Annotated in this window: 17 protein-coding genes and 1 tRNA gene; 8 read left to right on the forward strand and 10 right to left on the reverse strand. The window is 72.2% G+C overall.

What is annotated here, in order from left to right; translation table 11 throughout:
- On the reverse strand, nucleotides 1–1168 hold a 1168-nt coding region (locus ACR9ZK_RS03700; protein WP_481340415.1), incomplete at its 3' end, for a LacI family DNA-binding transcriptional regulator.
- Between the two features lie 138 nt (nucleotides 1169–1306).
- On the opposite strand from ACR9ZK_RS03700, the gene ACR9ZK_RS03705 reads away from it, so the two are divergent.
- From ACR9ZK_RS03705 to ACR9ZK_RS03720, 4 genes are all read left to right on the forward strand, one after another.
- On the forward strand, nucleotides 1307–2632 hold the full coding sequence (locus ACR9ZK_RS03705; RefSeq protein ID WP_481340417.1) for an ABC transporter substrate-binding protein: 1326 nt from the start codon (nucleotides 1307–1309) through the stop codon (nucleotides 2630–2632).
- Nucleotides 2633–2714: 82 nt separating this feature from the next.
- Entirely contained in the window at nucleotides 2715–3566 is an 852-nt protein-coding gene (locus tag ACR9ZK_RS03710; protein ID WP_481340509.1) for a carbohydrate ABC transporter permease, read from the forward strand.
- The gene (locus tag ACR9ZK_RS03715; RefSeq protein WP_481340419.1) at nucleotides 3563–4399 is read left to right on the forward strand and encodes a carbohydrate ABC transporter permease; all 837 of its coding nucleotides are present in this window, start codon (nucleotides 3563–3565) and stop codon (nucleotides 4397–4399) included. The genes ACR9ZK_RS03710 and ACR9ZK_RS03715 overlap by 4 nt, the downstream gene beginning before the upstream one ends.
- 66 nt (nucleotides 4400–4465) lie before the next feature.
- Nucleotides 4466–5818 (forward strand): right-handed parallel beta-helix repeat-containing protein, encoded by a 1353-nt coding sequence (locus tag ACR9ZK_RS03720; RefSeq protein ID WP_481340421.1) that lies wholly within the window; start codon nucleotides 4466–4468, stop codon nucleotides 5816–5818.
- Between the two features lie 99 nt (nucleotides 5819–5917).
- On the opposite strand, the gene ACR9ZK_RS03725 is transcribed toward ACR9ZK_RS03720, so the two are convergent.
- Together ACR9ZK_RS03725 and ACR9ZK_RS03730 are read right to left on the reverse strand one after the other, a co-directional pair.
- Nucleotides 5918–8485, reverse strand: coding sequence for a GH32 C-terminal domain-containing protein (locus tag ACR9ZK_RS03725; RefSeq protein WP_481340423.1), 2568 nt, complete (start codon nucleotides 8483–8485; stop codon nucleotides 5918–5920).
- 148 nt (nucleotides 8486–8633) lie between these two features.
- Nucleotides 8634–9644 (reverse strand): LacI family DNA-binding transcriptional regulator, encoded by a 1011-nt coding sequence (locus ACR9ZK_RS03730; RefSeq protein ID WP_481340425.1) that lies wholly within the window; start codon nucleotides 9642–9644, stop codon nucleotides 8634–8636.
- Nucleotides 9645–9828: 184 nt separating this feature from the next.
- Here ACR9ZK_RS03730 and ACR9ZK_RS03735 point away from each other — a divergent pair, with 184 nt between their 5' ends.
- Nucleotides 9829–10719 carry an SDR family oxidoreductase gene (locus ACR9ZK_RS03735; RefSeq protein WP_481340427.1) on the forward strand — a complete coding sequence of 297 codons (891 nt, stop codon included), beginning with the start codon at nucleotides 9829–9831 and terminating at the stop codon, nucleotides 10717–10719.
- A 25-nt stretch (nucleotides 10720–10744) separates the two neighbouring features.
- Here ACR9ZK_RS03735 and crcB read toward each other — a convergent pair whose 3' ends face one another.
- The 4 genes from crcB to selD form a co-directional block, all read right to left on the reverse strand.
- The gene (crcB, locus tag ACR9ZK_RS03740; RefSeq protein WP_481340429.1) at nucleotides 10745–11116 is read right to left on the reverse strand and encodes a fluoride efflux transporter CrcB; all 372 of its coding nucleotides are present in this window, start codon (nucleotides 11114–11116) and stop codon (nucleotides 10745–10747) included.
- Nucleotides 11113–11520 carry a DUF190 domain-containing protein gene (locus ACR9ZK_RS03745; RefSeq protein WP_481340431.1) on the reverse strand — a complete coding sequence of 136 codons (408 nt, stop codon included), beginning with the start codon at nucleotides 11518–11520 and terminating at the stop codon, nucleotides 11113–11115. Before ACR9ZK_RS03745 ends, crcB begins: the two co-directional genes overlap by 4 nt.
- The gene (locus tag ACR9ZK_RS03750) at nucleotides 11517–12011 is read right to left on the reverse strand and encodes a fluoride efflux transporter FluC (protein ID WP_481340433.1); all 495 of its coding nucleotides are present in this window, start codon (nucleotides 12009–12011) and stop codon (nucleotides 11517–11519) included. Before ACR9ZK_RS03750 ends, ACR9ZK_RS03745 begins: the two co-directional genes overlap by 4 nt.
- A gap of 196 nt (nucleotides 12012–12207) precedes the next feature.
- Nucleotides 12208–13230 carry a selenide, water dikinase SelD gene (gene selD / locus ACR9ZK_RS03755; protein ID WP_481340435.1) on the reverse strand — a complete coding sequence of 341 codons (1023 nt, stop codon included), beginning with the start codon at nucleotides 13228–13230 and terminating at the stop codon, nucleotides 12208–12210.
- Nucleotides 13231–13328: 98 nt separating this feature from the next.
- On the opposite strand from selD, the gene ACR9ZK_RS03760 reads away from it, so the two are divergent.
- Nucleotides 13329–13423 (forward strand) — tRNA-Sec (locus ACR9ZK_RS03760).
- Nucleotides 13424–13503: 80 nt separating this feature from the next.
- Nucleotides 13504–14805, forward strand: a complete 1302-nt coding sequence (gene selA / locus ACR9ZK_RS03765) for an L-seryl-tRNA(Sec) selenium transferase (RefSeq protein ID WP_481340437.1) — start codon at nucleotides 13504–13506, stop codon at nucleotides 14803–14805.
- A 101-nt stretch (nucleotides 14806–14906) separates the two neighbouring features.
- Here the strand turns inward: selA and ACR9ZK_RS03770 are convergent, their stop codons facing one another.
- Nucleotides 14907–15491 carry a helix-turn-helix domain-containing protein gene (locus ACR9ZK_RS03770; protein WP_481340439.1) on the reverse strand — a complete coding sequence of 195 codons (585 nt, stop codon included), beginning with the start codon at nucleotides 15489–15491 and terminating at the stop codon, nucleotides 14907–14909.
- Between the two features lie 77 nt (nucleotides 15492–15568).
- On the opposite strand from ACR9ZK_RS03770, the gene ACR9ZK_RS03775 reads away from it, so the two are divergent.
- Nucleotides 15569–16279: a class I SAM-dependent methyltransferase gene (locus tag ACR9ZK_RS03775; RefSeq protein ID WP_481340441.1), complete on the forward strand. Its 711-nt coding sequence runs from the start codon at nucleotides 15569–15571 to the stop codon at nucleotides 16277–16279.
- A gap of 15 nt (nucleotides 16280–16294) precedes the next feature.
- On the opposite strand, the gene ACR9ZK_RS03780 is transcribed toward ACR9ZK_RS03775, so the two are convergent.
- Both ACR9ZK_RS03780 and ACR9ZK_RS03785 read right to left on the reverse strand, forming a co-directional pair.
- On the reverse strand, nucleotides 16295–17506 hold the full coding sequence (locus ACR9ZK_RS03780) for an MFS transporter (RefSeq protein ID WP_481340443.1): 1212 nt from the start codon (nucleotides 17504–17506) through the stop codon (nucleotides 16295–16297).
- A 25-nt stretch (nucleotides 17507–17531) separates the two neighbouring features.
- Entirely contained in the window at nucleotides 17532–18338 is an 807-nt protein-coding gene (locus ACR9ZK_RS03785) for a sigma-70 family RNA polymerase sigma factor (protein WP_481340445.1), read from the reverse strand.
- Between the last annotated feature and the right edge of the window lie 172 nt (nucleotides 18339–18510).

Here is an 18510-nt window from a genome sequence, read left to right on the forward strand (position 1 = left end):
GACCGTGCGGGGGTGGGCCGACGGAATCCCGCGACACGAGGGGGCACTCGAGCAGGACCGGTTCAGAGCGTCGCTCGCCGTCGAGGAGCATGCGGACCGCCTCGTGGCCCATGGCCCGGTAGGGGAGGGCGACCGTGCTGAGGCGCGGGCGCATGTGGTCGGCGATCTCGACGCGGTTGTCGAAGCCGATGACGCTGACGTCCCCGGGGATCGCCAGGCCGAGCTCGCGCAGGGCGTCGTAGGCGCCCATGGCCATCCAGTCGTTGCCGCAGAAGATGGCGGTCGGCGGGTCCTCGAGGCGGAGCAGCTCCGTGGCGGCACGGGAGGCCGACTCCTGCCACCAGTCGCCGGGGCGCACGAGCTGCTCGTCGAAGTCCACCCCGGCGGCCTCGAGAGCTGCGCGGTAGCCCTCGAGCCGTCCGGCCGAGGCGGGGAAGGTGTCGGGTCCGTTGATGAACCCGATGCGTCGGTGCCCCGCGTCGAGCAGCGTCTGGGTGGCGAGCCGCCCACCGTGCACCTCGTCCGGCAGCACCGTGGGCAGGGGTCGACGGGGGACGTCGGCGCCGGCATCCGGGTCGACGGTGGTCGGAGCCGGCGGTGCCTCCACGAAGCAGTCGACGAGCACGACGGGAAGGTCACCGAGGCCGGGCGGTAGCTCGACCTGGCGGTGGTAGTCGGTGGCGAGGATGAGCCCGTCGGCGCGCCACTGGCGCAGCCGGGCGACGGCGTCGACCGCGGCGGCCTGCTCGCCCTCGGTGTCGATGACGAGCAACGTCTGCCCGCGCTCGAAGGCGGCGTCCTGTGCGCCCTTGATGATCGCCACGGCATACGGCGTCGTCGCGATCTCGCTCGTGACCAGGCCGACGATGTTGCTGTGCCCACCACGCAGGCTGCGCGCCACGGCGTCGGGCTGGAACCCGAGGCGGGCGGCGGCGTCCCAGACCCGCTGTCGGGTCTCCTCCGGGATCGCCACGCCCTCGACGTCGTTGAGCACGAGCGAGACCGTCGTCCTCGACACGCCGGCGAGATCGGCGACGTCGCGCTGTCGCGGACGGCGGACGACCGCGCCGGTCGCGCCGGTCGCGCCGGCGCCGGTTCGGGGGGTCGAGGTGTCCGTGGCAGGCCGCGTGATCCGGCCGGGGGAGTCGCTCTGGGGCACGGTCGTCACCATCCCATCGTCCGACGAAGTATTGACACGTGACAATAACACGAGTTAACTACGGCCCGTTAACACGAGTTAACAGGCAACGGAGCCGGTCCTCGGAGAACCCGTCACCCGCTGTCGCCCCGTCCCTGTGGAGGCACCATGAACCCGCAATCACCAGCGACGCCCGGCTGGTCCCGACGATCCTTTCTCCAGCTCGCCGGCCTGACCGGCGCCACCGCCGCGCTCGCCTCGTGCGCGGCCGGTGGCCCGGCCCCTGCGAGCAGCGGCGCGGGTACCGGCTCGTCCGGCTCCCTCTCGGTTCTCGTCGAGGCCGGCGGCAAGGCCGAGCTCGAGAAGGTCGCTGCCGGCTTCACGTCGCAGACCGGCACGAGGGTCGAGCTCGTCGAGCTGCCCTACGACGGCCTGTTCAACCGGCTCCAGACCGAGCTGTCGGCCGGCTCCGTCTCCTTCGACGTCGCGGCACTCGACGCCGTGTGGCTGCCGACCTTCGCCGGTGCGCTCGCGCCCCTCGACGCCCTCTTCACCGACGCCGTCAAGGGCGACCTCTTCGAGTCCCTGGTCACGGGGGCGCAGATCAACGGCGCCTACGTCGGCATGCCGGTCTGGACCAACGCCGAGATCCTCTTCTACCGCAAGGACCTCTTCGAGGACGCGAAGGAGAAGGCAGCGTTCGAGAAGAAGTACGGCTACCCGCTCGCGCCGCCCACGACGTGGCAGCAGTTCCAGGACGCCGCTGCGTTCTTCACCCGGGGCACCTCCCTGTACGGGACGGACGTCAAGGGTGCCGTCGAGACGGAGTGGCTCGCCCACGTGGGCCAGGCAGGCGCCAAGGGCCTCGTGCTCGACCCGTCCGGCAAGGTCATCATCGACAGCCCCGAGCACCTCGCCGCGCTGACCTTCTACAGCGACCTCAACAACAAGCTCAAGGTCGCCCCTCCAGGCGCCGCACAGGTCGACTGGGCTGGCGCGCAGAACCTCTTCAACCAGGGCAAGACGGCGATGATGCGCTTCTGGGCGCACGCCTTCCCGCTCATCCCGGCAGACTCGCCGATCCATGGCAAGGTCGGTGCTGCCCCGATGATCGGCGGCTCGGCCGGTGTCGGCGGCGTGCCGGGTCCGTGGTACCTCTCGGTCCCCAAGTCGGGCGGAAAGACCGAGCAGGCCACGAAGTTCATCCAGTTCGCCTATGACAACAACGCGCTGAGCATCAAGTCGTCGCTCGGCCTCGCCGCCCGCAAGTCGGCCTTCGCCGAGTACGCCGGCAAGCCGGGCTACGAGCACTTCGCCGCGCTCACGGCCACGCTCGACGGCCCCGCCACCAAGGCGCGCCCGGCGACGCCGAAATGGCAGCAGATCGTCGACACCGTCCTCGTGCCGATGCTCCAGAAGTCGCTCGTCCCCGGTGCCGACTACGCCCAGCTGCTCTCCGCGGCCAAGGGCCAGGTCGAGTCGCTGGTGTCGTGAGATGACCACGAGCACGCCGGCACCATCGCCGCCGTCCCGCCTGCGTCAGCCCGTGAGCGACCGACGCTTCGCCCTGCTGCTCATGGTGCCGGCGGCTCTGTTCCTCTCGGCGTTCGTCGCGTGGCCCGTCGTCAAGCTGTGCTGGGACAGCCTCTTCGACACCCAGCCCCTCGCCGGTACGAGCGAGTTCGTCGGCTTCGGCAACTTCACCGATGTGCTCGGCTCCGCCGACTTCCGGGCCGCGGCCGGGCGCACGGTGGTCTACACCGTGTTCGTCGTGACGTGCGAGTTCGCCCTCGGCCTCGCCACGGCGCTGTTGTTCAACGCCTTGGGGCAGGGCTCCCGGGTGTTCCGCACGATCTTTCTCTACCCGTTGATGATCGCGCCGGTCGTGGCGGGCCTGCTCTGGCGGTTCCTGCTCATCGACAACTTCGGCATCGTCGGGCAGCTGCTGTCCCAAGTGGGCATCCTCGAGGACCCCAATGCCGTCGGCTGGCTCAGCAACCCTGACATCGTGCTGTTCTCGGTCGCCATCCCGGACATCTGGCTCACCACCTCGTTCATGACGCTCGTGCTGTTCGCCGGGCTGCAGAACATCCCCGGAGACGTCCTCGAGGCTGCCCGGCTCGACGGCGCGAGCGCGCCCACCATGCTCGTGCGCGTCATCCTGCCGATGCTCCGTCCAGTCATCGCGGTGGCGCTGATCGTGCGGGGCGTCGACGCGGCGCGTGCCTTCGACGTGATCCTCATCCAGACCGGCGGCGGGCCGCAGTCGGCGTCGCAGACCCTGAGCCTGCTCATCTACCAGACCATGGTCCGTTTCGGTGAGCCCGGAAGGGCCGCGGCGATGAGCATCGTCTACCTCGTCGTGCTGCTTGCCGTCGCCGTCGTCGCAGCTCGCACCATCTGGAGCCCGGGAGGTGAGCGTTCATGAGGAACGTCGGCCAGAAACGCTCGACCGTGGTCGCCCTGTGGGTTTGCCTCGTGGTGGTCGTGGCCCTCTTCGGCTTCCCGTTCGTCTACCTCGTGCTCACGTCCTTCAAGACGCCGTCGGACGCGATCGCCATCCCGCCCGCGGTGCTGCCGCGGACGTGGAGCCTGGAGAACTACACCGCCGCGCTTCAGGCCCCCGGCGTCGTCGCCTCGTTCGTCAACTCCCTGAGCACCGCACTCATCAGCACCGCGCTGTCGATCGGCCTGGGGGTGCCGGCGGCGTACGGCATCACCCGGTTCGCCAGCCGGGCCGGACGCGTGTTCATGTCGGCGACCCTCGTGACCCGCATGGTGCCTCCCGTCGCGATCGGCATCCCGCTCGTCGCGATGACGAGCGCGCTCGGGCTTCGCGACACCCCGACGGGCCTCGGCCTCGCCCACGCGACCATCTCGCTGCCACTGTCGATCTGGCTGCTGTGCAGCTTCTTCGAGTCGGTGCCCGCCGAGCTCGAGGAGGCCGCCCGGGTAGACGGCTGCGGTCGGCTGCGCGCGCTCTGGTCGGTGATCCTGCCGGTCGTGTCGGGAGGCGTGGCGGTGACGGCGATCTTCGCTTTCCTCGCCTCGTGGAACGAGTTCCTCTTCGCGCTCCTGCTGACCGCGACCCGGGGGCAGACGACCCCCATCGTCATCGCGAACTTCCAGACCCAGTTCGGCCTGCAGTGGGGACCGATGACCGCCCTGGCCTGTCTCTACTCGGTACCCGTCGTCGTCCTGACGCTCTTCCTCCAGCGCCGCATCGTCGCCGGCCTCACCCTCGGCGCCGTCAAGGGCTGACGAACGCCCGACGCCGCCACATCGCACGAGCCGGGGGTCGAACCCCGGCGGAAAAGGGAAGTACTCGTGTCGAGCAAGAACCACTACGACGTGACCGCATGGCCCGTCGGCGACCCGTTCGAGGACGTCGGTGAGGTGATCAACAGCATCATCGCCGACATCAAGTCCCGGCAGCACGGCACCGGTACCGGGGAGGAAGGAAGGCCCGGCGCGGTCATCTACCTCCCGCCGGGGGACTATCGCCTTCGCACGCAGGTGCTCGTCGACGTCAGCTTCCTCACGATCCAGGGCTCCGGACACGGCTTCGCGTCGTCGAGCATCCGGTTCAACGTCCCCGAGCACGAGTGGCCCGACCTGCACGAGCTGTGGCCCGGAGGGAGTCGCATCCTCGTGGACCTGCCCGTCGGCGTGGCCTCGGAGGAGTCCACCGGGGCTGCCTTCCTCGTCGCACGCAGCGGCAGCCCGCGCCTCAGCTCGGTCGAGTTCTCGAACTTCTGCCTCGACGGGCTGCACTTCGAGCCCGACGGGTCGGGACGGCACCGGGAGAACACCTACACCAACGGCAAGACCGGCATCTACGTCGCGGACGCCAACGACTCGTTCCGGGTGACCGGCATGGGGTTCGTCTACCTCGAGAACGCCCTCACCGTCTACCACGCGGACGCCCTGTCGGTGCACGACAACTTCCTCGCGGAGTGTGGCAGCTGCATCGAGCTGCGCGGGTGGGGGCAGGCGTGCAAGGTCACCGACAACCTGGTCGGAGCCGGCTTCAAGGGCCACTCAATCTACGCCGAGCACCACGGCGGGCTCCTCATCACCGCGAACAACGTCTTCCCCCGGGGCGCGAGCAGCGTCCAACTCGAAGGGGTCACGCGCTCCAGCGTCACGAACAACCGGCTGCACTCGTTCTACCCAGGGATGGTCGTCCTCACGGGGAACAGCTCGGAGAACCTCGTGGCCACGAACCACTTCCTGCGCGACAACGAGCCCTGGACGCCGTTCCTGGGAGTCGACAACGGAGTGGACGACTGCAGTGGGCTGCTCCGTGTGAGCGGCAGCAACAACTCGGTGGTCGGCAACCACTTCTCCGAGGTCGTCGACGCACGAGGGCTCCGACCCAGCGGCGCGACCCCCGTCATCATCCGGCTCGTGGCGGGGGCCTGCAACTTCGTCTCCACCAACCACGTCGTCGCGATGGACGTGCGTTCGACGTCGAGCGACTCCTGCTACGCGGCCCAGGTGGACGCCCTGCTGACGACCGAGGCCGCGGACGACCTCGATGTCACCGCCGTCATGGTCGACCCCGAGTCGGCGCGGAACACGATCCTCGACTCCGGCAGCGATGGCCAGGTCGTCGCGGACCGGGCGGTCAACGCCGTCAGGGCCACACCCACGCTCCGGTCCTCCGTGGCCCGCTGAAAGCCGGTCGGACCGTCGTTCTCCCGCGACCTTCCCCTAGTCGGGGGCAGCCGCGGGAGAACGACGGTCGAGCACGGGTGGGGGTTCGGCCCTCGTGGGCTAGTCGACCCAGGCGGAGTGGAGCGGGGTCACCTTGACCGTCTTGAGCGTTGCGGTGCCGCCTGTGGAGAACGCCTCGAGGCCGTCGCTTCCCGCGTCGGGGAAGATCTGGTCGGTGATGGCGACCGAGCCGTCCTGACCGAAGACCTCGACCGACGACCAGTCGACGAGGACCCGCACCCTCACCTCCCCGTTCGCGTCGACCGCCATCGGAGCGCGCTGCACGCCGGGGAAGTCGGAGCTGAAGCCGACGTCCCCGGACCGGGTCCGGTCGACGAAGAGCTCCCCGGCCGACCGGTCGTAGCCGATGCGGGTCTGCTGGCCGTTCCCGGTTCGCACCGCGAGCCCGAAGGTGCTCGCCGTGCCCGGCGCGAACGTCGCGGTCAGCTCGTACGCCGTGCCCTTGGCCGGTAGCCGCGTGGAGCCGTCCGGCAGCGCGAGGTTGCCGGTGTTGAGCGTGGCGGCCTCGCGCAACCCCTGCAGCTCGCGGACCGGCTGCTGCACGAGTCGCAGGCCGTCCCCGCTCGTGCGCAGGCCGAGCTCGCGCGGGACCGTCATGGCGCTGCGCCACGGGTAGGTCGGGATGGAGCCGGAGTACTCCCAGTTGTTCATCCAGCCGATCATGACGCGTCGGCCACCGGGGGCGTCGTTGACGGTGACGCCGGCGTAGTCGTCCTTGCCGTAGTCGACCCAGTGCGCCCGCTGGACGCTGGACCTCGCCGGGGTGCTCGACAGGCTGAACTGGTCGGCGAGGACGTGGCCCCAGCCGCCGGTGTTGTTGTCGGCCAAGACGATTCGAGCGCTCTTGCCGGCCAGGTTGCGGACGTCCCATCCGGTCCAGTCGAGCGTCTCGCTGTCCGAGCCGGTGGCGGACCGGACGACCTGGCCGTCGACGACGAGGCGCACGGACGTGTCCACGGCTCGTGGTGACGCGGCCTCGTCGGAGAACATGATGTGGTCAACGTTGAGGTGGCCCCAGCCGCCGGAGTTCTTGTCGACGATCTGGATCACCGCGCTCCGACCGGCGTACTCGGCGACGTCCCAGCTCGTCCAGTTCAGTGCCTCGTTGTTCGTACCGGTGGCAGACCTGACGACCTTGCCGTCGACGAGGAGGTTCACGGCGGTCGGCTCACTCGTCGTCGACGGGTGGTTGCCGCCACCCACTAGCAGGTTGATGTGGCTCTTGGCGATCGTGAACTCCGGCGAGGTGATGGTTCCCTGCGAGGCGTCGTGGTCGATGAAGGTGTTGACCAGCTGCTCGCCGAGGTAGCCGGTGACCTGCTGCTGGTCGCCGATCGTGCCCTTGACGGGACCGGTACCGACGAAGTCACCGGTCGTCGTCCACCCGGGGCCGTAGTCGGTGCCCTCGAAGTCGGCGAAGACGTCCCCTGCCGGCGGAGCCGGGTCGACGGTCGACCCCGGCACGTAGGGGTGGTTCCCACCGCCGACCTTGAAGTTGAGGTACCCGGCATCGAGGGTGAACGGGGGAGAGGTCAGGGTGCCGACGCTTCCGTCGCCACCGTTGAAGCTGTTGGCCAGCCCGGTGCCCACCCAGTCGGAGACGCCTCCCTGTCCCGGCAGGTTCCCGGTCGCGGGCGTGGTGCCGAACGCGGCGCCGTCGGACGCCCACCCGCCGTACGTGCCGTCGTCGAAGCTGCCGACGTCACGCCCGGTCGGCGGGACGTACGGCTTGTCGTCGGCGACGAAGCGCGTGCCGTCGAACGTCCCGGTGAAGTACTGGTTCGCCGACCCGCCCGCGATTCCGCCGGGGTTCATGTTGACGAGCAGCACCCACTTGGTCTTCTTCCTGTCGCCGTCGACGGCGAGCGGGAACAGGTCCGGGCACTCCCAGACGCCGCCCGTGGCACCGGCGGGTCCGAAGTCGCTCAGGTGTTCCCACGTCTTGAGGTTGCTCGAGCGGTAGAAGCGCACCTTGTGCTCCGCGCTCAGGGCCACGGTCATGATCCACTCGTGACCGGGCTCGTACCAGAAGACCTTGGGGTCTCGGAAGTCACGCGACCCGATGTCGAGAACGGGGTTGTCGGCGTACTTGGTGAACGTCCGTCCGTGGTCGGTGCTGTAGGCCAGCGCCTGGGACTGGATGCCGGTCGCCTTGTCGAGACGGGTGTACACGGCGACCATCGCGGGGTTGTCCCTGGTGCCGAACCCGCTCGTGTTGTCCTTGTCGACGACCGCGCTGCCGGAGAAGACCATCTCCTGGTCGTCCTGGGGGATCGCGACCGGCAGCTCGGTCCAGTGCACGAGGTCGGGGCTCACGGCGTGGCCCCACGACATGTTGCCCCACTGGTTGCCGGACGGGTTGTGCTGGTAGAAGAGGTGGTACTCGCCCGCGTAGTAGACGAGCCCGTTCGGGTCGTTCATCCAGTTCTTGGCCGGCGTGTAGTGGAACTGTGGCCGGTACTGCTCGGTGTACGGGGCCGGTTCGGCCGAGGATGCAGCCGGGCCGGTCGCCAGCGTGGCGAGGACGGCGAGGGCCCCGGCTGCAGCCGTGGTGGTCGTACGCCTTCTGCGGAGGGCTCCGCTGCGGTGTCGGTTGAGCAGGTTCACACGATCGCTTCCTTGGGTCGTGACGGAGGTGGACTGGCTGGCGCAGGTGGGTCGTCGGGGCGCGCGGCATCGCCGCTCGTCGGGTGGGGGTGCGCTACGGCGCCCAGAGCGGACGGCACGACTACGGTCCTGCGGGTGGAGCTGCCGGCTAGGTGGGGCCTGGTGGGCCCACCGAGCGGCGCCGTACCACGGGGCACGGCAGGGACTGGTGGCTCGGGGTGGCCGGCGCCGCCAGGTCGATCTCGTGCAGCAGCTGCTCGACCGCCCGCACCCCCATCTCGTGGTGCGGGAGAGCAACGGTGGTCAGCTCGGGACGCAGGCCGTCCGCGATGAGCTCGTGGTTGTCGAAGCCGACGACCGACACGTCGTGGGGGATCCGCAGCCCCAGCTCCGCCGCGGCGTGGTAGGCGCCCATCGCCATCGAGTCGCTGAAGCAGAACAGGGCGGTCGGGCGATCCGGTCCACCGAGGAGCCGGCGGGCCGCCCGCTGGCCACCGTGCGTGTCGGGGGCCTCGGCCACGACGAGTCGGGGGTCGAACGGGACCCCGGCCTCGGCCAGGGCCTGCCGGTAGCCCTCGAGCCGGCCATGGGTGGCGGGGATGTCGTCGACGTTCGTCACGAAGCCGACCCGTCGGTGGCCGTGGCGCAGCAGCTCTCGGACGGCCGCGCGACCTCCCGCGACCTCGTCCGGGACGACGGACGACACCGAACCGTCCACGGGACGTGAGTCGAGCAGGACCGTGGGGCTGCCGGCAAGGGCACGCGGCACCTCCACGACCCGGTGGTACATCGTCGCGTAGAGGAACCCGTCCACCTGCCGGTCGAGGAGCGAGCGGATCTCGCGCTCCTCGAGGTCGCGGTCGTCCGAGGTGTTGACGAGCACGAGCAGCCACCCGAGCTTCGAGGCCGCCTCCTGGGCGCCGAGGATCAGGTGCCCTGCATGCGGGCTGGTCGCGATCTGGTCACTGACCAGCCCGAGCGTGTGGGTGCGGCGCAGTCGAAGCCCGCGGGCGACGGCGTTGGGTCGGTAGCCGAGCCGCTCGGCGGCGGACCGGACCCGTTCTCGCGTCTCGGGGCTGATCCGCTTGCCGGAGGCGTCGCTGAGGACGTGGGACACGGTCGTGACCGAGACACCGGCCAGGGCGGCCACGTCCTTCATCGAAGCTCTCGGCGTCGTTGCCATGTGTGCCCAATCGATTTGTCAGCGGAATGGGGAGACTGTGGCGCACGCTCCGGGGCTCGGTCAAGGGCCTGTCCGAACGCGAGGGTGGCCGCGCCGTGGCAAGGGGTAGGAGTGGGGCAGCAGGCCGCCGCGGCGGACCCAGAGGACAGGAAGGCCACCCATGTCGGACCAGCACACGCCCCAGGACCCCAGCCGGCAGTACGACCAGCCCGAGGACAGTGCGACGATCCCGCACCCCGGGCTGACCGGCCAGATGGGCGACGAGCCCGACCACGGGGAGGAGTCCTACCGCGGCAGCGGCCGGCTCGCGGGCAAGCGGGCCGTCATCACGGGCGGCGACTCGGGCATCGGCCGGGCCGTCGCCATCGCCTTCGCCCGGGAGGGCGCGGACGTGCTCGTCGCGTGCCTTCCCGAGGAGGAGGCCGACGCCGAGGAGACGGTCCGGCTCGTGCGTGAGGCGGGCCGTCAGGGCGCCGTCTGCCTGACCGACCTCACCCGGGAGGAGGAGTGCCGACGCGTCGTCGAGGAGGCCGTCGAGAAGCTGGGCGGCATCGACGTCCTCGTCAACAACGCGGCCTACCAGATGGCCCAGCCCGGCGGCCTCGCCGCCATCACCACCGAGCAGCTCGACCGCGTCATGAAGACGAACCTCTACGCGATGTTCTGGCTCTGCCGCGAGGCGCTGCCGCACCTGCAGCCCGGCGCGACGATCATCAACACCTCCTCGATCCAGTCGCGGCAGCCCTCCCCGGAGCTGCTCGACTACGCCACGACGAAGGCGGGCATCGTCGCGTTCACGCAGGGACTCGCGCAGTCGTTGGCGCAGAAGGGAATCCGCGTCAACGCCGTGGCGCCCGGACCGATCTGGACGCCGCTCATCCCCGCCACGATGCCCGGCGACAAGGTCGAGTCGTTCGGAGAGCAGACACCGCTCGGTCGGGCGGGCCAGCCGGCGGAGCTGGCCCCCGCGTACGTGTTCCTCGCCTCGCAGGAGTCGAGCTACGTCACCGGCGAGGTGCTCGGCGTGACGGGCGGCCAGCCGCTCACGTGACCGTCCGGCCTCCGCGGTGCGGCGGCTAGAGCGCGGCGCCGAGGGCGTAGCCGGCCAGCGCGGCCGCGAGGCCGGCCACGAGCGACCCGACGACGTTGAGCGCGGCGACGAGGACGGCTCGCGACTCGAGCAGCCGCACCGTCTCGTAGCTGAACGTCGAGTACGTGGTGAGCGCCCCGCAGAAGCCGGTCCCGATGCCGAGCGTGACGGCCGGTGACAGGTGGTGGGCCACCGACAGGCCGGTGACGAGCCCGAGGACCAGGGAGCCGACGACGTTCACCGTCAAGGTCCCCCACGGCATGAGGCTGTCGTGGCGGGCCTGGACGGCGCGGTCGGTGAGGTAGCGGGCGGGGGCCCCGACGGCCGCGCCGGCGCACACGAGGAGCAGAGCCGTCACGGCTCGGTGCCCCCGGCGTCGGTGCGGCCGGCGTCGGGGGAGCCCGCGGTGCCGGGGGCTGCGGGCCGTGGGCGGTAGACGTGGTGCACGACGTGGACGTCGTCGAGGGTCACCAGCCCCTCACCGACGACCTCCTGCACCTGCGGGAGGAAGGCGTCGATGCGGTCGGCCGTGTCGATGACGACGACGGCCACGGGCAGGTCCTCGGACAGGGAGAGCAGCCGTGAGGTGTGCACGAGGTTGGACGAGCCGAAGCCCTCCATGCCGCGGAACACGCTCGCGCCGGCGAGGCCGGCGGCGTGGGCGCGGTGCACGATCTCGCTGTGCAGCGGGCGGTGGTGCCAGGTGTCCGCCTCGCCGATGTAGACCGTGAGGCGGCGGGCGGGGCCGTCGAGCGTCGTCATCGGGAACCTCCACGGGTGGCGAGACGGTGGCGCACGGCGAGCGCCGCGCGGGTGAGCAGGACCCCGGCCGCGACGCCGGCCAGGGTGGCGACCGGGGTGCCGACGAGGTAGCCGAGGGCGAGGGCCGGGTGCCCGCCGTGGAGCAGCACCGTGGTCTCGGACGTGTACGTGCTGAAGGTCGTGAAGCCGCCGAGGACGCCGACGCCGGCGAACGGGCGCAGCAGCGGGTGCGCGCCGCCGACCTCGACGACGAAGACCATGAGGACGCCGATGAGCAGGCTGCCGGAGACGTTGACCGACAGCGTGGTCCACGGGATGCCGCCGGCCGGGGTCGGGAGCGCCTGGGTGAGGCCGTAGCGGGCGCAGGCACCGAGGACGCCGCCGAGGGCGATGACCGGTAGGACGAGCTGGTGCGCGCCCCGGTCCCGGCGCCGCTCCGGGACGGTCCCGCCGACGTCAGGGCCGACGTCGGGGTCCACCCGAGGGTCCACGCGGTGTGGCTGACGGGGCGCGACAGTCTCGTCGACTTGCGGGTCGCGGCCGAGTGGTGCGGTCATGCGGTTCTCCTACCTGGACAGGCGAATTCGTCAGGTAGGGACTGTCGGCAGCGTCGTGCTGCGGTTGTCGGCGAGCCCCACCGCCATCGGGTCGCAGTCTACGCGGAGGGCCGGACGCGTGCCGAGCACGTCAGCGGACCGAGACGACGCGTCCGTCGAGCGCGGGGTCGTCGAGCGCCACGAGACGGCCGACCACGGGGTGGCCGGGCAGCTCTCCGGCGACGAGGAGCCCGCCCGAGGTCTGCGCGTCCGCGAGCAGCACCAGCTCGTCCTCGTCCACACGGGAGGCGAGCTGCGGGCGCACCCAGTCGAGGTTGCGCCGGCTGCCCCCGGGCACGTAGCCCGCCGCGTACGCGGCGCGGGCCCCGTCGACGTACGGCACGGCCGCGGCCTCGACGACCGCCCCGACGCCGCTCGCGCGGCACAGCTTGTAGAGGTGACCGAGCAGGCCGAATCCGGTGACGTCCGTCGCACAGCGCAGCCCGGCGGCGAGCGCCGCGCGCGAGGCGGGACCGTTAGGGGTCGTCATCACGGCGACGGCCTCGGCGAAGACCTCGCCGGTGGCCTTGTGGCGGTTGTTGAGCAGGCCGAGCCCGATTGGCTTGGTCAACGTCAACGGCAGGCCCGGGACGCCGGCATCGTTGCGCAGCAGGCGATCCGGGTGGGCGAGGCCGGTGACGGCCAGGCCGTACTTCGGCTCCGGGTCGTCGATGCTGTGCCCCCCGGCGAGGTGGCACCCGGCGGCGCGGGCCACGTCGGCGCCACCGCGGAGCACCTGTGCGGCGACGTCGAAGGGGATGCGGTCGCGGGGCCAGGCGAGGAGGTTGAGGGCGACGAGCGGCTCACCGCCCATGGCCCAGACGTCGGAGAGGGCGTTGGTCGCGGCGATGCGCCCCCAGTCGTACGGGTCGTCGACGACGGGGGTGAAGAAGTCGGTCGTCGCGACCACGGCGCGGTCACCGTCGATCCGCACGACGGCGGCGTCGTCCCCGGTCTCGACGCCGACGAGCAGGTCCGGCCCCGTATCGGGCGCCAATGCGCCCAGGACGCGTTCGAGCTCGCCCGGCGGCACCTTGCAGGCACAACCGCCACCGGACGCGTACTGGGTCAGGCGCAGGCCTGGTTCGGTCCGAGTGGACGCGGGCGCCGTCATGCCGCCATCGTGCCACCGCGGGAGGGGCATCGCGGAAGCGGCAGCGCAAGGGGGATGACACGGGTCGAGGAGGCCGCCCGCGGGGTAGGGTCGGTCGCGGAGGCGTTTCCCGCCTGGTGACGGGCGCGGTCTTCAAAACCGTGGTGACCGGGTATCCCGGTCAGGCGGGTTCGATTCCCGTCCGCCTCCGCCAACACGTTCCCCCGAGCCCCCGATCCGTGCCGCCCCTTTCCGGCACCGACCGTCCAACCGCTCCTGCCGAGGGAGGCCGCGTTGCAGGACCCCCGACGCCGCGTACCGCGCACCGACGCCGTGCTCGCCGACGCGGGTGTGGCTGCGGCCGCCGAACGGCTCGGCCGTCAGCGTGTCAAGAGGGTCGTCGTGGAGGTGCTCGCCGCGTGCCGGGCCGGTGAGGTCGCGCCCGAGTCCGTCGTCGGCGAGGTGCTGACCCGGCTGCCGCACGGGCCGACGTCGATGCGGCGGGTCGTCAACGCGACGGGAGTCGTGGTGCACACCAACCTCGGCCGCGCCGCCCTGTCCGACGCGGCGGTCGAGGCAGTGACCGTCGCGGCCGGCGCCACCGACGTCGAGCTCGACCTCGGCACCGGACGCCGTGGCCGACGCGGCGCGGCGACCCTCGACGCCCTCCGCCGCGCCGTGCCCGCCGCCGGCGACGTGCACGTCGTCAATAACGGCGCCGCCGCCCTCGCCCTCGTCGCGCGGGCGCTCGCGCCCGACCGTGAGGTCCTCGTGGCGCGCGGCGAGCTCGTCGAGATCGGCGACGGCTTCCGCATCCCCGAGCTCGTCGAGTCGGTCGGGGCCCGGCTGCGCGAGGTGGGCACCACAAACCGCGTCCGCCTCGCCGACTACGCCGACGCGCTCACCGACCGGACCGCGTTCGTCCTCAAGGTGCACCCGTCCAACTTCCGCGTCGAGGGCTTCACCTCCAGCGTGGCCGTGTCCGACCTCGCGACGCTCGGACCGCCCGTCGTCGCCGACATCGGGTCGGGCCTGCTCGCCCCGCACCCACGCCTGCCCGAGGAGCCCGACGCCGACTCGACGCTACGAGCCGGGGCCGCGATCGTCACCGCCTCCGGCGACAAGCTCCTCGGCGGGCCCCAGTGCGGCCTGCTGCTCGGCGACGCCGACCTCGTGAACCGGCTCCGGCGACACCCCTTGGCGCGCGCGCTGCGCGTCGACAAGCTGACGCTGGCCGCGCTCGAGGCGACGCTGTCCGGCCCGCCCACGCCGGTGGCCCGGGCGCTCGACCAGCGCAGGGACGTCCTCCTCGCACGGGCGCGGCGGCTGGCCCTCGCCATCGGGCCCGACCTGGCGCGGGCGGTCGAGTCGGAGGGCCGCGTCGGCGGTGGGGGAGCACCCGGGGTGCCGCTGCCCAGCGCCGCCGTGGCGTTGCCGCACCGGCTCGCGGAGCCGCTGCGCCTCGGTGAGCCGCCGGTCGTCGGACACGTGCACGACGGCCGCCTGCTCCTCGACCTCCTGACGGTGCCCGAGGACCTCGACGAGGTCCTCGCCCGCGCCGTCCGTCGTGCCGCTCGGGCGGGCCGAACCGCCTGAGCGAGGCACCCCACGGCGAGGGGTGCCCTGCCACGGGTGCGGCTGCCGAGCCACCGGGGCGCCGGAGGGGCCGGGCGCCGGACCGACCGGACGCAGCGACGTCAGGCGTCGCGGAGATGGATCTGCTCGCCCTGGGGGCTGAAGAGCGACAGCAGCTCGACCGGGTGCTCGGTGGCGCTGCGCATCGCGTGCGGCGTCCGGGTCTCGAACTCGGCGGCCTCACCCTCGTCGAGCACGGTCACGGTGTCACCGAGCAGGAGCTCGAGACTGCCACCGAGCACGTAGACCCACTCGAAGCCGTCGTGCCGCTGCGGCTTCGGCGGGGTGCGACGCCGGCCCGGCAGGATGAGCTTGAAGGCCTGGATGCCACCGGCGTTCCGGGTCAACGGGATGAAGACCATGCCGTTGCGCCGCACCGCCTTCGGGTGCACCCGCGGGTCGCCCGACGGCGGTGCGCCGACGAGGTCGTCGAGCGGGACGCGGTAGGCCCGGGCCAGCGGCAGCAGGAGGTCGAGCGTCGGACGGCGCCGCCCGGACTCAAGACGCGACAGCGTGCTGACGCCGACGCCGGTCTCGGCGGACACGTCCGCGAGCGTGCGTCCGCGCTGGGTGCGCAGTCGGCGCAGGCGGGGCGCGACGCCGTCGAGGGCCTGCGCGATGTCGTCGCCGGAGGCCGCGTCGTCCATGTCGGCAGGATGGCGGTGATTTGCTGCTAGTGCAAGCTGGCTTGCAGTCCGAGGACTGCTCGGGTCAGCATCGGGTGATGACGAGCGACGCGCAGCCCCGGGCCCGCGAGGGCCACGACGACCACCGCCACGACGACCACCGCCACCCGGACGACCGACCGCGCGACCCCGCGGAGTACTGGGAGCAGCACTACGGCCGGCTCGCCGACGACTGGGGCACGCGGCCCAACGCGTCGCTCGTGCGGCTCGTCGAGGAGCACGTGGTCGTGCCCCCGGGACCGGGTGCCCGTGCGCTCGACCTCGGGGCCGGGCACGGCGGCGACGCCGTGTGGCTCGCCGAGCGGGGCTGGTCCGTGACGGCCGTCGACCTCTCGGCGACGGCGCTCGGGCGCGTCGACGCGTTGGCTCGAGCCCGTGGCGTGCGCGACCGCGTCAGCACCGAGCGGCACGACCTCGCGGTGTCGATGCCCGATGGGCCGTTCGCGCTCGTCACGGCCTCGTTCCTGCAGACGCCGCTCGAGCTGGACCGCGACGCCGTGCTGCACCGCGCCTCGCTCACGGTGACTCCGGGAGGTTGGCTCCTCGTCGTCGACCACGCGGCGGCCCCGTCGTGGGCGCCGATCGGCCACGGACACGAGTTCCCCACGGTCGCAGCGACGCTGGCGGCCATCGGCCTGGGCGACGGGTGGCTGGTCGAGCGCAGCGAGCGGGTGACCCGCACGGGAACGGGGCCCGACGGCCAGAAGGGCGAGCTGCTCGACAACCTCCTCGTCGCCCGGCGCCTCTGACCGTCCGGTGGTGCGTCAGCCGACCGCCGCGCGCCCCGCACCGACGCGTCCGAACCGCCACATCGCCAGCGCACCGGCCAGCGGTCCGGGAGCGAGGAGCAGGAACGCGAACTGCCAGCCGGCGTGGGCCGCCAGCAGCGCCACGAGCTGGATCGGGACGACCGTGAGGCCGAAACCGACGGCGGTCTGCACCGTCAACGCCGTGCCCACGAAGCGCTGGTCGACCGTCTCGCTCAGCGCCGTCGAGAAGACGCCGGAGTCTGCGATGACCGCTGCGCCCCACACGGCGAGGAACGGGACGCTGGCTGCCGGTGGCCAGGAGTAGGCCCAGGCCGACAGCAGGCAGCAGGTGCCGCTGACGACGAGCGCGCTCGTCGCCGCGAACGAGCGGCCCCGGCGGTCGGCGAGGATCCCGCCCGTGAGCGCCCCCGCCGCCCCGGCGAGCCCGATGACGGCGAAGGTCAGCAGGCTCACCGCCGCACCCGGGCCCTCGCGTCCTGCGGCCGCGCGGCCGGCGACGAGGAACGCCGACAGCCACGTCCAGAAGGCGTAGAGCTCCCACATGTGGCCGAAGTAGCCGAGGTTCGCCAGGCGCGGCCGACGCTCGCGGAACACCTCGACGGCGTACCGCGCGTGCGGGCGGGCGGAGGCGGTCAACAGGGGACCGGGTCGAACGAGGGCCCAGGCGACGGTCGCGGCCAGCACGGTGATCCCCGCTGCCACGACCATGACGCCGCGCCAGGGCAGGGGGCCGAGGCTCGCGACGAGGTGCGGCATCGCGGACCCGAGCGTTAGCGCGCCGATGAGGACCCCGAACGCGCGCCCACGGTCGGACGGCGCAGCCCACGAGGCGGTGAGCTTCATGCCCACCGGATAGACGCCGGCGAGGAAGAACCCGGTCAGCGCGCGCAGTGGCACGGCGACGGCCGGGCCGTGCGCCAGGGCCGCGAGCAGGCCCGTGCACGCGGCGGCACCGACGGCGCAGGCCGCCATGAGGTGGTGCGGCTGCACGCGGTCCGCCAGCCCGAGCGTGCTCGACGTGACCGCCCCGGCGGCGAAACCGACCTGCACCGACGCCGTCAGCCAGACGGCAGCCGTCGTCGACAGCCCCCACTCCGACCGCAGGCTCGGCGCGACCGCCGTCGCCGAGAACCACACGGCGAGCCCGAGCACCTGGACGAGCGCGACGAGCCGCCGCTGCGTCCGCGCCCGGGAGTCGTTCCCCACGCGAGAACCATGGCACGACAACGGCTCAAGCGATGCGCTCCCGCAGCGTCCGGAGCACCCGACGCAGCGAGCGGGACACCTGCATCTGGCTCACGCCGAGCGCCTCGCCGATCTCGCGCTGGCTCAGGTCGTCGACGAACCGTCGGTGCAGCAGGTCACGGTCCTCCGAGGGCAGGTGACGGACGGCCGCACCGAGCCACACCCGGTCGTCGGCGCCGACGAGGTCGGCGTCGTCGTAGGCGATGCTGCGCTCGAGCGGCTGGTCGTCGTCCTCGCGGATCCGATGCTCGAGCGGTTCGCCCTGGTAGCACCGGCTGGTCGCGACGGCCTCGCGCACGTCCGACCTGGTCGTCGACAGCGAACGGGCCAGCTCGGTGTCCGACACGGGTCGTCCGAAGCACTGCTCGAGGCGCTCCCGGTGGGCGGCGGCGTCGGCGCGCAGCTCCTGGAGACGCCGTGGCGGCCGGACGAGCCACGCCTTGTCGCGGAAGTGCCGCTTGAGCTCGCCGGTGATCGTCGGCACGGCATACGCCGCGAACGAGGTGCCGCGGTCGGGACGGTAGCGGCCGACGGCCGCCACGAGCGAGAGCCTGGCCACCTGCACGAGGTCGTCGTGCTCGACCCCCCGGCCGGTGTACCGGCCGGCCAGCGTCGTGCACAGGTCGAGGTAGAGCAGGCAGATGCGTTCCACGACGGCGTCGCGCTGTGCCGGGGTCGCGGCCTCGGCGAGCTCGCCGAAGAGGGCAGCGGTGAGGTCGTCGCGGGCCGTGTGGTCCCCGATCGGCGGATCGGCGGGGGCAGGAGGGAAGGACCGGTCGGCGAAGGGCGCCATGACTCGTCCGATCAGGTGGGCACGAGTCGGCCGGGTGGCTGGACCGCTCAGTCCCAGACCCTCGCACGCCCGAGCCTCGATGACAACACCCGGTCCGCGGTGACGTGTCGCTCCCCGGCCACAGCGGGTGGAGCCGGCCCGTGCGTCCCGTGCGCGGGCGCGGGCCCGGCCG

Source organism: Monashia sp. HAY1-5C (assembly GCF_056755255.1).